The following is a 12,046-nucleotide window of genomic DNA, read 5'->3' as shown; positions in this document are numbered from 1 at the left end:
ACCCCCTGATTTCATGGGGGTGGCGGGGTGATGGCATTTTTTTTTCGAAAATGCCCTCAAGCAACCCACGCAGACGACGATAACCATTACGAAGGTTCTCTAGGCCATACCCGGCGGATGCCAGGGCCGGAAGCCGCAGTACCCATCCAACGAGGATTTCGTCATGGCTTTAACTGTAAACACCAACATTGCTTCGGTTACTACTCAGGTTAACCTGAACAAGGCCAGCACTGCCCAGACCACTTCGATGCAGCGCCTGTCTTCCGGCCTGCGCATCAACAGCGCCAAAGACGACGCTGCCGGCCTGCAGATCGCCAACCGTCTGACCAGCCAGATCAACGGCCTGGGCCAGGCAGTGAAGAACGCCAACGACGGTATCTCGATCGCCCAGACCGCCGAAGGCGCAATGCAGGCTTCGACCGAAATCCTGCAGAAAATGCGTACCCTGGCCCTGTCCTCGGCCACCGGCTCCCTGAGCGCCGACGACCGTAAGTCGAATAACGACGAATACCAGGCTCTGACCTCCGAGCTGAACCGTATCTCCGCCACCACCACCTTCGGTGGCCAGAAGCTGCTGGACGGCTCCTACGGCACCAAGGCCATCCAGGTCGGCGCGAACGCCAACGAAACCATCAACCTGACTCTGGAAAACGTTGCTGCCAGCAACATCGGCTCCCAGCAAATCAAGAGCGTTGCTATCACTCCTAACGCCACTGGCGTTGCCGCTGGTGCTATCACCGTGACCGGTAACGGTCAGACCGCCAACGTAGCTGTAGCTGCGGGTGACTCGGCAAAAACCATCGCTGCAAACATGAACGGTGCAATCGGTGGTCTGACTGCCACTGCCAGCACTGAAGTTCAGCTGGGCGTTGATGCCACGGCTATCGCTGGTGCTGCTGGCGCTCAGGCTAACTTTGACCTCACCGTGGGCGGCCAAACCGTCAAGATCATCGGTGTTACCAATACTGCCAACCTGGCTGAACAGCTGAAGTCCAACGCCGCCAAGCTGGGTATCAGCGTCAACTACGACGAGGGCAAAGGCTCGCTGTCGATCAAGTCCGATACCGGTGAGAACATCAAGTTCAATGCCGCTGACGCTGGCGCTGTGGCAGGCATCACTGCCAACACCCGTGCCGGCGATGGCACCTACGCCGCTGCTGGTACCGCTCTGGTTGCCGCTGGTGCTGACTTGATCGCAACTGGCGCGGTATCGCTGGACTCCGCCAAGGGCTACGCTCTGAACGGTGCTGGCGTAACTGGTCTGTTCGGTGCAGGTACCGCAGCTTCTTCGGTCAAGACCACCATCTCCAACACCGACGTCACCGACGCCACCAAGGCTCAGAACGCCCTGGCCGTTATCGACAAGGCTATCGGTTCGATCGACAGCGTCCGTTCGGGTCTGGGTGCTACCCAGAACCGTCTGACCACCACCGTCGACAACCTGCAGAACATCCAGAAGAACTCCACCGCTGCCCGTTCGACCGTGCAGGACGTGGACTTCGCTTCGGAAACTGCAGAGCTGACCAAGCAGCAGACCCTGCAGCAGGCTTCCACCGCGATCCTGTCGCAGGCTAACCAGCTGCCATCCTCGGTCCTGAAACTGCTCCAGTAATTCAGGCGCCTGAGTAAGAGGTGGAAGGGCGCGTTTACGTGCCCTTTCGCTTTTTTGACATGAGGAGTTCGAAGCATGGACATGAGTGTCAAGCTGAACCAGGTGTATCCTCCGGTGCTGCCTCAGGCAGTGACGACTGCCAAGGACTCACAGGTGCCTGCCAAGGTGCCGGAAGCCGGGGCCGTCGATGACAAGCCGCACACCCGCGAGGACCTGGAGAAGGCGGTTGGCGATATCCGTGATTTCGTCCAGTCGAGCCAGCGCAAGCTGGATTTTTCAATCGATGATTCCACCGGCCGGGTCGTGGTCAAGGTGATCGCCACCGAATCTGGTGATGTGATCCGCCAACTCCCGTCGGAAACGGCGCTGAAGCTGGCACAAAGCCTCAGCGAAGCTGGCAGCCTGCTGTTTGACGGCAAGGCGTAAGCTGGCATGATTTTTGTTGCTGTCGGTCATTTACGGCGTGTAGTCGTCAAGGACCCGGCAGCTACCGAACAAGGAGAGCAATGATGGCAGGTTCAACAATCAGCGGTATCGGATCGGGCATCGATACCCAGGCGATTGTGAAGTCCCTGGTGGACGCGCAAAAGGCGCCGAAGCAGGCACAGATCAATACCCAGACACTGAAGGCAACCACCACATTGTCCTCGATCGGCAAGATCCAGGCGGCCCTGGATGCTTTCCGTGGCGCGTTGACCACTATGACTAACGACAACAGCTTCGGCGGTCTGGTGCTGAAGTCCTCGGATGAGAAGGTCGCTACCATCACCGCGGGCGCAGGCGCGGCCAATGGTTCGTTCAACCTGCATGTGGAGCAGTTGGCGTCTGCATCCAAAGTGGCCACCAAGGTGTATGCCGGTGGTTCGAATGCCGTGGTCAATCCCGGTACCACCAGCACCAAGCTGACCATTACCCAGAATGGCAAGAATCACGATATCAGCGTCCCGCCGGGCGCCACGCTGCAGCAAGTGCGCGAGGCGATCAATAGCCAGTTCGGGACTGCGGGTCTGAGTGCCAACGTCATGACCGATGCCTCGGGTTCGCGTCTGGTTATCACGTCCACCAAGATGGGGGTGGGGTCCGATATCACCCTGTCGGGGAATTCGGGGCTCGAAATTGGGTCGACCGTTGTGGAGGAGCCCAAGAATGCCAAGTACACGCTCGATGGTATCTCCATGGAGTCCAAGAGCAATGACATCAGCGATGCGATCAGTGGCCTGAATATCAAGCTGGTGGGGGTTTCCGAAAAGGACAAGGGCACAGGCAATTTCATCAAGACCAACCTGTCGCTGACCACCAGCGCCACTGCGTTGAAGTCGGGCCTGAAAGGCTTTATCGACACTTACAACGCGCTGATCAAGGCCGTCAACGCCGAGACCAAGGTGACCAAGAACGCCGACGGTACCGTGACTGCCGCCGCGCTCACTGGCGATGCGTCCATGCGTGCATTGATGTCTTCGATTCGCCAAGAGATGAACATGCTTGCCGGTAACGGCACACTGAAGTCGCTCGCCGCCTTTGGCGTCACCTCATCCCAGGATGGCGGTACGCTCACCCTGGACGACAAGAAGTGGGACAAGGCCGCGGCCACCAACGCCGCCGACCTGACCAGCATCTTCAATGGCAAGGATGGCCTGCTGGCGCGTCTGCAGAAGGCCACCGAGCCCTATGCCAAGGCCAGCACCGGCACCCTGGCCGAGCGCTCCAAGGCCTTGTCCGAAAGCCTGACCAAGCTCAAGACCGAGCAGGACACGCTGGATACGCGTATGGAAGCCCTGCGCGTCAGCCTGCAGGACAAGTACAACAGCATGGATACCCTGGTCTCCCAGTTGCGCCAGCAGCAGAACAACGTGCTGGGCACGCTCAACGCACTGAACAATGCAAAGAACGATAAATAATCCGTGAAGGTCCCGTGAAGTCCGGGCATGATGTCCGGCTTCGCCTCGGCGGCAGGTAAAGTTTTCCGTCGCCGGCCCGATAGAAGGACTATGAAACCAGTCGTTTTTGCCCGCTACGAGGTCGCAAGATGAATCCCATGAGAGCCCTTCGGCAGTACCAGAAGGTCAATTCCCATGCCCAGATTTCCGAAGCAACGCCCCATCGCCTGGTGCAGATGCTGATGGAGGGTGGGCTCGATCGCATGGCCCAGGCCAAAGGTGCGCTGGCCCGCGGCGACATCGCTGAAAAAGGCCTGATGCTGGGCAAGGCCATCGACATCATCATCGGCCTGAACGACGGCCTGGATGCGCAGAAGAGCGCGGACCCTGCCTATATCGAGCAGCTGTCGAGCCTCTACGCCTACATGACCAATCGCCTGATGCAGGCCAATATCGACAACGACCCGGCGATCATCGACGAGGTCGCGCAATTGCTGATCACCGTCAAAAGCGGCTGGGACGCGATCGCCGAAGCGCAACAAGCCGGCTGAGCCGGACAGGGAGAGCAAGGTGAGCAGCGAACTGCAACGATTCGACGAGACCCGCGACGCACTGCTGAACGCTCTGAGTGCCAAGGACTGGGATGCCATCGGCAGGCTCGACGAGAGCTGCCGCACCTGCATCGACGACATGCTCGGCGCGCCAGCGCTGGATGAAGAGCTGGTCAAGGAGCGCTTGGAAGGGTTGTTGCAGGTCTATCGCGAACTGCTCGACGCGACCATCGGCGAGCGCCAGGCCATCGCCGATGAAATGACCCAGATCAATCAAGCAAAGAATGCGTCGAAGGTTTACCATTTGTTCAGTTAATATGCACCGGACTGAGCAAAAGGCGCCATAAATTTGACTGTGCAGGCCTTTTTGACTTTACTAGTGGCTGTTTTCGAAATTCAGACGTCCGAACACTGACCATTCAGTCGGAATGATGTCGTGCACGCCCTCCGGGCGCCGATATGACTAGGGAAGTTGCTATTGCATGTGGCGTGAAACCAAGATTCTCCTGATCGATGACGACAGCGAACGCCGCCGCGATCTGGCGGTGGTCCTGAATTTTCTCGGCGAAGATAACCTCTCCTGTTCCAGCGGCGACTGGCAGCAGGTGGTCGAGGGTTTGTCTTCCAGTCGCGAAGTGCTGTGCGTCCTGATCGGGACCGTGAATGCTCCGGCCAGCGTGCTGGGGCTCCTTAAGACAGTGGTCGGGTGGGATGAGTTCCTTCCGGTTCTGCTTTTGGGTGAAATTTCTTCCGCGGAGTTCCCTGAGGACCTGCGTCGGCGCGTGCTCTCCAATCTCGAGATGCCGCCGAGCTACAGCCAGTTGCTCGACTCCCTGCACCGTGCCCAGGTCTACCGCGAGATGTATGACCAGGCCCGTGAGCGTGGTCGTCAGCGCGAGCCCAACCTGTTCCGTAGCCTGGTGGGCACCAGCCGTGCCATCCAGCATGTGCGGCAGATGATGCAGCAGGTCGCCGACACCGACGCCAGCGTGCTGATCCTCGGCGAGTCCGGCACCGGCAAGGAGGTGGTGGCGCGCAACCTGCACTACCACTCCAAGCGCCGCGAGGCGCCGTTCGTGCCGGTCAACTGCGGGGCGATTCCGGCGGAATTGCTCGAGAGCGAATTGTTCGGTCATGAGAAGGGCGCCTTCACCGGGGCGATCACCAGTCGTGCCGGGCGTTTCGAGCTGGCCAACGGCGGCACGCTGTTCCTCGACGAGATCGGCGACATGCCGCTGCCGATGCAGGTCAAGCTGCTGCGTGTGCTGCAGGAGCGCACTTTCGAGCGGGTCGGCAGCAACAAGACCCAAAGTATCGACGTGCGCATCATCGCCGCGACGCACAAGAACCTCGAGACCATGATCGAGGACGGGACCTTCCGCGAAGACTTGTATTACCGGCTGAACGTGTTCCCCATCGAGATGGCGCCATTGCGTGAGCGGGTGGAAGACATCCCGTTGCTGATGAACGAGCTGATCTCGCGCATGGAGCACGAGAAACGCGGCTCGATCCGCTTCAACTCCGCATCGATCATGTCGCTGTGCCGTCACGGCTGGCCGGGCAACGTCCGTGAGCTGGCCAACCTGGTGGAGCGCATGGCGATCATGCATCCGTACGGGGTGATCGGCGTGGCGGAACTGCCGAAGAAGTTCCGCTACGTGGATGACGAAGACGAGCAACTGGTCGACAGCCTGCGTTCCGATCTCGAGGAGCGCGTGGCGATCAACGGGCATGCGCCGAACTTCGCCAGCCATGCCATGCTGCCGCCCGAAGGGTTGGATTTGAAGGACTATCTTGGCAGCCTGGAGCAGGGGCTGATCCAGCAGGCGCTGGACGATGCCAATGGCATCGTCGCCCGGGCCGCCGAGCGCCTGCGCATCCGCCGCACCACGCTGGTGGAGAAGATGCGCAAGTACGGCATGAGCCGCCAGGGTGGCGAGGAGCAGGCGGACGACTGATCCCGCCGGGTTTTGGCGCAATGGCCGGGTGCTTGACAACCCCGGTCATTGCGCTCGGTCAACAAGCCCACAGCTGATTGCCCCCATCTCCGGCACGGCTATTGCTACACCGCTGGCAACATACCGTTTTTATGACGGTCAGCCATGCGAGAGAGCACGATGCCCCAGGCCGCCCACCGTTCCCATTCCTCCGATCCGCGAGGACACACCCCGCTCGAGCAGGAAAGCCGGCAGGGTCTCGAGCAGGCGTTCGCCCTGTTCGACCAGGTTTCCAGCCAGCTCAGCCAGTCCTACAACATGCTTGAGACGCGCGTCAGCGAGCTCAAGGGCGAACTGGCAGTGGTCAGCGCCCAGCGCATGGCCGAACTGGACGAAAAGGAGCGCCTGGCCAACCGCCTGCAGAACCTGCTGGACCTGCTGCCGGGCGGGGTGATCGTGATCGATGGCGAGGGCTATGTGCGCGAGGCCAATCCGGCGGCTTGCGAGTTGCTGGGCGAGCCGCTGGTCGGTGTGCTCTGGCGGCATGTGATCGCCCGCAGTTTCGCGCCGCGTGAGGATGACGGCCACGAGGTCTCGCTGCGTGACGGACGCCGTCTGTCCATTGCCACGCGTTCCCTCGATGCCGAGCCCGGCCAGTTGGTGCTGCTCAATGACCTGACCGAAACCCGGCGCCTGCAGGACCAGTTGGCGCGCCACGAGCGCCTGTCGTCACTGGGGCGCATGGTCGCGTCCCTGGCCCACCAGATCCGTACGCCACTCTCGGCGGCGATGCTGTATGCCGGTCACCTGGCCGACCCGCAGCAGGCGCTGGCGGAGGAGACCCGTCAGCGTTTCGCCGGCAACCTCAAGGAGCGCCTGCACGAACTGGAGCATCAGGTGCGCGACATGCTGGTGTTCGCCCGCGGCGAGTTGCCCCTGAGCGACCGCATCAGCCCGAAAGCGCTGTTCCAGGCGTTGCAGCAGGCGGCCCATGCCCATGTCCAGGGGCATGCCGTGCGCTGGCAGTGCGACAGTCATCTTGGCGATTTGCTGTGCAACCGCGACACCCTGGTTGGCGCGCTGCTCAACCTGATCGAAAACGCCCTGCAGGCCAGTCATGAGCCGGCGCGAATCAAGGTCCATCTGTCCCGTCGCGACGATAGCCTGCGCATCTGCGTGAGTGATGCCGGCAGCGGCATCGACGCGCAACTGCTGACGCGTCTTGGCGAGCCGTTCCTGACCACCAAGGCTACCGGCACCGGCCTGGGGCTGGCAGTGGTTCAGGCCGTGGTGCGGGCGCACCGTGGCACGCTGGGCCTGCGCTCCAAGCCTGGGCGTGGCACCTGTGTCACCGTGGTGTTGCCGCTGATCGACAGCCGGCTGGAGGCAGGTCAATGAGTGTCAAGGTTCTGCTGGTGGAGGACGATCGGGTCCTGCGCCAGGCGCTGGCCGATACCTTGGAAATCGGCGGCTTCTGCCTGCGCGCCGTCGGCAGCGCCGAAGACGCCTTGCTGGCGGTGACCGAGGAGTCGTTCAGTCTGGTGGTCAGCGACGTGAACATGCCGGGCATGGATGGTCACCAGCTGTTGGCGCAGCTGCGCCGCAACCACCCGCAACTCCCGGTGCTGCTGATGACCGCCCATGCGGCGGTTGAGCGGGCCGTTGAGGCCATGCGCCAAGGGGCTGTCGACTATCTGGTCAAGCCCTTCGAGCCCAAGGCGTTGATCAGCCTGGTGGCGCGGCATGCCGTCGGTGCCGGTGCGTCAGCGGGCGAGGAGGGGCCGGTGGCTTGCGAGCCTGCAAGTCGGCAATTGCTGGAATTGGCAGCCAGGGTCGCGCAAAGCGATTCAACGGTGTTGATTTCCGGTGAGTCGGGGACTGGCAAGGAGGTGCTGGCGCGCTATATCCATCAGCAGTCGCGGCGCGTGGACCAGCCGTTCGTGGCGATCAACTGCGCGGCGATCCCGGACAACATGCTTGAGGCGACACTGTTCGGTCACGAGAAGGGGGCGTTCACCGGCGCCATCGCCGCCCAGGCCGGCAAGTTCGAGCAGGCCGACGGCGGCACCCTGCTGCTCGACGAGATTTCCGAAATGCCGCTGGGCCTGCAGGCCAAGCTGCTGCGCGTGCTGCAGGAGCGTGAGGTCGAGCGCGTCGGTGGGCGCAAGCCCATCGCCCTGGATATCCGCATTCTCGCCACGACCAACCGCGACCTGGCGGGTGAAGTGGCGGCCGGGCGCTTCCGAGAAGACCTGTACTACCGTCTTTCGGTTTTCCCCATGGCTTGGCGGGCGCTGCGTGAGCGTCCAGCCGATATCGTGCCGTTGGCCGAGCGTTTGCTGGCGCGCCATGCGCAGAAAATGCGCCATGCCCAGGTGCGCTTGTCCGCCGAAGCGCGGGCGTGCCTGCAAGCCTACGCCTGGCCGGGCAATGTGCGTGAACTGGATAACGCCATACAGCGGGCGCTGATCCTCCAGCAGGGGGGCGTCATCGAGGCGGCGGATTTCTGTCTGGCTGGCGCCATTCCATTGTCGGTGCCGAAAATGGCCACTATTGAGCCATTATCTGTCGAGCCGGCTGCCGAGGTCGGGGGGCTGGGCGACGACATGCGTCGTCACGAGTTCCAGATGATCATCGACACCCTGCGCGCCGAGCGCGGGCGTCGCAAGGAGGCTGCCGAGCGTCTCGGGATCAGTCCACGCACCTTGCGCTACAAGCTGGCGCAGATGCGTGACGCTGGTCTGGATGTCGAGGCCAGCCTGTTTGGTTGATACGTCGTTTTGAATGTTTTTCGGGTTGGCTGGCACTCCTCTTGCTAGCACCAACCCATTCGCTGCATGAGTGTCAAAAAAAGTGCGGCAGCCGGAGAGAGAAGTCCATGACCCAAGGTGTTGAATTCAATCGTCTGATGTTGGACATGCGCGCCATGCAGGCCGAAGCCATGTCCCAGCCCAAGGTTGCCGCCGCGCCTGAGCTGGCGCCCGGCCAGAGCAGCTTCGCCGACATGCTCGGCCAGGCCATTGGCAAGGTGCATGAAACGCAACAGGCTTCCTCCCAGCTGGCCAACGCCTTCGAGATCGGCAAGAGCGGTGTCGACCTGACCGATGTGATGATCGCCTCGCAGAAGGCTTCGGTGTCGTTCCAGGCCCTGACCCAGGTACGCAATAAACTGGTACAGGCGTACCAGGACATCATGCAGATGCCGGTATAAGGGCGAGAGTGAGTCATGGCCGAAGCAGTCGTCGATAACGCCCCCGCCAAGAGTGGCCCGCCAGCAGCCAAGCCGCCGCTGTTCGGCATGGCATTTCTGGAAAACATCTCGCAGATGCCCATGCTGCGTCAGGTCGGCCTGCTGGTCGGGCTGGCCGCCAGCGTGGCCATCGGCTTTGCCGTGGTGCTCTGGTCGCAGCAGCCGGACTACCGGCCGCTGTACGGCAGCTTGGCGGGCATGGACACCAAGCAGGTGGTGGACGCGCTGGCTTCAGCCGATATTCCCTATAAGGTTGAGCCGAACTCCGGCGCCCTGCTGGTCAAGGCCGACGACCTCTCCCGTGCGCGCCTGAAACTGGCCGCCGCCGGTGTGGCGCCAAGCGACGGTAATGTCGGTTTCGAGCTGCTCGACAAGGAGCAGGGCCTGGGCACCAGCCAGTTCATGGAAGCCACCCGCTACCGCCGCGGCCTTGAAGGCGAGCTGGCGCGCACCGTGTCGAGCCTGAACAACGTCAAGGCCGCCCGCGTGCACCTGGCGATCCCGAAAAGCTCGGTGTTCGTGCGTGACGAGCGCAAGCCCAGCGCCTCGGTGCTGGTCGAGCTGTACCCGGGCCGCAGCCTGGAAGCCGGCCAGGTCATGGCCATCGTCAACCTCGTGGCCACCAGCGTTCCGGAGCTGGACAAGTCCCAGGTGACCGTGGTCGACCAGAAGGGCAATCTGCTTTCCGATCAGTTGCAGGACACCGCCCTGACCATGGCGGGCAAGCAGTTCGACTACAGCCGCCGCATGGAAGGCATGCTTACCCAGCGCGTGCACAATATCCTGCAGCCGGTGCTGGGCAACGACCGCTACAAGGCCGAAGTGTCGACCGACGTCGACTTCAGCGCCGTCGAGTCTACCTCCGAGCAGTTCAACCCTGACCAGCCTGCGCTGCGCAGCGAGCAGTCGGTCAACGAACAGCGTGCCAGCAGCCAGGGGCCGCAAGGTGTGCCGGGGGCCCTGAGCAACCAGCCGCCGGCCGGCGCCTCCGCGCCCGAAAACGCCAAGGCCGCCGCCACGCCGGCCGGTGCCATCCAGCCCGGCCAGCCGCTGGTGGACGCCAACGGCCAGCAGATCATGGATCCGGCCACCGGCCAGCCGATGCTCGCGCCGTACCCGAGCGACAAGCGTCAGCAGAGTACCAAGAACTTCGAGCTCGACCGCTCCATCAGCCACACCCGTCAGCAGCAAGGTCGCCTGACCCGTCTGTCGGTGGCCGTGGTGGTGGATGACCAGGTCAAGCTCGACGCCGCCACTGGCGAAGCCACCCGCACCCCGTGGGGCGCCGAGGACCTGGCGCGCTTCACCCGCCTGGTGCAGGACGCGGTGGGCTTCGATGCCAGCCGTGGCGACAGCGTCACCGTGATCAACGTGCCGTTCGCCGCCGACCGTGGCGACGAACTGGTCGACATTCCGTTCTACTCGCAGCCGTGGTTCTGGGACATCGTCAAGCAGGTGCTGGGCGTGCTGTTCATCCTGGTGCTGGTGTTCGGCGTGCTGCGTCCGGTGCTCAACAACATCACAGGTGGCGGCAAGCAGGCTGCCACGGACAGCGACATGGAGCTGGGCGGCATGATCGGTCTGGATGGCGAACTGGCCAACGACCGCGTCAGCCTGGGTGGCCCGACAAGCATTCTGTTGCCGAGCCCGAGCGAGGGTTACGAGGCACAGCTCAACGCAATCAAGGGCCTGGTGGCCGAAGACCCGGGCCGCGTGGCCCAGGTCGTGAAAGAGTGGATCAACGCCGATGAGTGACAATCGAGCCATTACCGCCAAGCTGAGCCGCGTCGACAAGGCGGCCATCCTCCTGCTCTCGCTCGGCGAGACCGATGCCGCGCAGGTCCTGCGCCACATGGGCCCCAAGGAAGTGCAGCGGGTCGGTGTGGCCATGGCGCAGATGGGCAACGTCCATCGCGAGCAGGTCGAGCAGGTGATGAGCGAGTTCGTCGAGATCGTCGGCGACCAGACCAGCCTGGGCGTCGGTTCCGACGGCTACATCCGCAAGATGCTCAACCAGGCCCTCGGCGAGGACAAGGCCAACGGCCTGATCGACCGTATCCTGCTCGGTGGCAACACCAGCGGCCTGGACAGCCTCAAGTGGATGGAGCCGCGCGCCGTGGCCGACGTCATCCGCTACGAGCACCCGCAGATCCAGGCCATCGTGGTCGCTTACCTCGACCCCGACCAGGCCGGCGAAGTGCTGAGCAACTTCGACCACAAGGTGCGCCTGGACATCGTCCTGCGCGTATCGTCGCTCAACACCGTGCAGCCGGCGGCGCTCAAGGAACTCAACCAGATCCTCGAGAAGCAGTTCTCCGGCAACTCCAATGCCGCGCGCACCACCCTGGGCGGCATCAAGCGCGCCGCCGACATCATGAACTTCCTCGACAGCTCCGTGGAAGGCGCGCTCATGGACGCGATCCGCGAGATCGACAGCGACCTGTCGGAGCAGATCGAAGACCTGATGTTCGTCTTCAACAACTTGGCCGACGTCGACGACCGTGGCATCCAGGCGCTGCTGCGCGAGGTGTCCTCCGATGTGCTGGTGGTGTCGCTCAAGGGTGCCGACGAGCGGGTCAAGGACAAGATCTTCAAGAACATGTCCAAGCGTGCGTCGGAGCTGCTGCGCGACGACCTGGAGGCCAAGGGGCCGGTGCGGGTCAGCGACGTGGAGACGGCGCAGAAGGAAATCCTCACCATCGCCCGCCGTATGGCCGAAGCCGGCGAGATCGTGCTGGGCGGCAAGGGCGCCGAGGAAATGATCTGATCGGTGGGGCGCGCGCGTTCTACTGTAGGATCGACCTTGTGTCGCGAAAGGG

At 62.7% G+C, this 12,046-nt stretch carries 11 protein-coding genes; all 11 read left to right on the top strand.

Annotated elements, in window-relative coordinates:
• Positions 1–163 precede the first annotated feature (163 nt).
• The 11 genes from K5H97_RS20530 to fliG all read left to right on the top strand — a co-directional run bounded on the left by K5H97_RS20530 (position 164) and on the right by fliG (position 11,994).
• Positions 164–1,612, top strand: coding sequence for a flagellin N-terminal helical domain-containing protein (locus tag K5H97_RS20530; RefSeq protein ID WP_028692781.1), 1,449 nt, complete (start codon positions 164–166; stop codon positions 1,610–1,612).
• Between the two features lie 75 nt (positions 1,613–1,687).
• On the top strand, positions 1,688–2,038 hold the full coding sequence (locus tag K5H97_RS20525; RefSeq protein WP_028692782.1) for a flagellar protein FlaG: 351 nt from the start codon (positions 1,688–1,690) through the stop codon (positions 2,036–2,038).
• An 83-nt stretch (positions 2,039–2,121) separates the two neighbouring features.
• Complete coding sequence (fliD, locus tag K5H97_RS20520; RefSeq protein WP_028692783.1) at positions 2,122–3,510, top strand: flagellar filament capping protein FliD; 1,389 nt, start codon at positions 2,122–2,124, stop codon at positions 3,508–3,510.
• 128 nt (positions 3,511–3,638) lie between these two features.
• Positions 3,639–4,040 carry a flagellar export chaperone FliS gene (gene fliS / locus K5H97_RS20515; protein ID WP_028692784.1) on the top strand — a complete coding sequence of 134 codons (402 nt, stop codon included), beginning with the start codon at positions 3,639–3,641 and terminating at the stop codon, positions 4,038–4,040.
• Between the two features lie 19 nt (positions 4,041–4,059).
• Positions 4,060–4,356 (top strand): flagellar protein FliT, encoded by a 297-nt coding sequence (locus tag K5H97_RS20510; protein ID WP_028692785.1) that lies wholly within the window; start codon positions 4,060–4,062, stop codon positions 4,354–4,356.
• Between the two features lie 166 nt (positions 4,357–4,522).
• Positions 4,523–5,998, top strand: coding sequence for a transcriptional regulator FleQ (fleQ, locus tag K5H97_RS20505; protein WP_028692786.1), 1,476 nt, complete (start codon positions 4,523–4,525; stop codon positions 5,996–5,998).
• 159 nt (positions 5,999–6,157) lie between these two features.
• A complete protein-coding gene (locus tag K5H97_RS20500) occupies positions 6,158–7,375 on the top strand; it encodes a sensor histidine kinase (protein WP_028692787.1) in 1,218 nt (405 codons plus the stop codon).
• Positions 7,372–8,748, top strand: a complete 1,377-nt coding sequence (locus K5H97_RS20495; RefSeq protein ID WP_028692788.1) for a sigma-54-dependent transcriptional regulator — start codon at positions 7,372–7,374, stop codon at positions 8,746–8,748. Before K5H97_RS20500 ends, K5H97_RS20495 begins: the two co-directional genes overlap by 4 nt.
• Before the next feature lie 107 nt (positions 8,749–8,855).
• Positions 8,856–9,188: a flagellar hook-basal body complex protein FliE gene (gene fliE, locus K5H97_RS20490; RefSeq protein ID WP_028692789.1), complete on the top strand. Its 333-nt coding sequence runs from the start codon at positions 8,856–8,858 to the stop codon at positions 9,186–9,188.
• A 15-nt stretch (positions 9,189–9,203) separates the two neighbouring features.
• Complete coding sequence (fliF, locus tag K5H97_RS20485; RefSeq protein WP_028692790.1) at positions 9,204–10,982, top strand: flagellar basal-body MS-ring/collar protein FliF; 1,779 nt, start codon at positions 9,204–9,206, stop codon at positions 10,980–10,982.
• Positions 10,975–11,994: a flagellar motor switch protein FliG gene (fliG, locus tag K5H97_RS20480; protein WP_028692791.1), complete on the top strand. Its 1,020-nt coding sequence runs from the start codon at positions 10,975–10,977 to the stop codon at positions 11,992–11,994. Before fliF ends, fliG begins: the two co-directional genes overlap by 8 nt.
• Positions 11,995–12,046 lie beyond the last annotated feature (52 nt).

It is taken from the genome of Pseudomonas mosselii, assembly GCF_019823065.1.
Classification (GTDB): Bacteria; Pseudomonadota; Gammaproteobacteria; order Pseudomonadales; family Pseudomonadaceae; genus Aquipseudomonas; species Aquipseudomonas mosselii.
The sequence above is the reverse complement of the archived record's forward strand: the minus strand, read 5'-3'. Positions and strand labels throughout refer to the sequence as shown.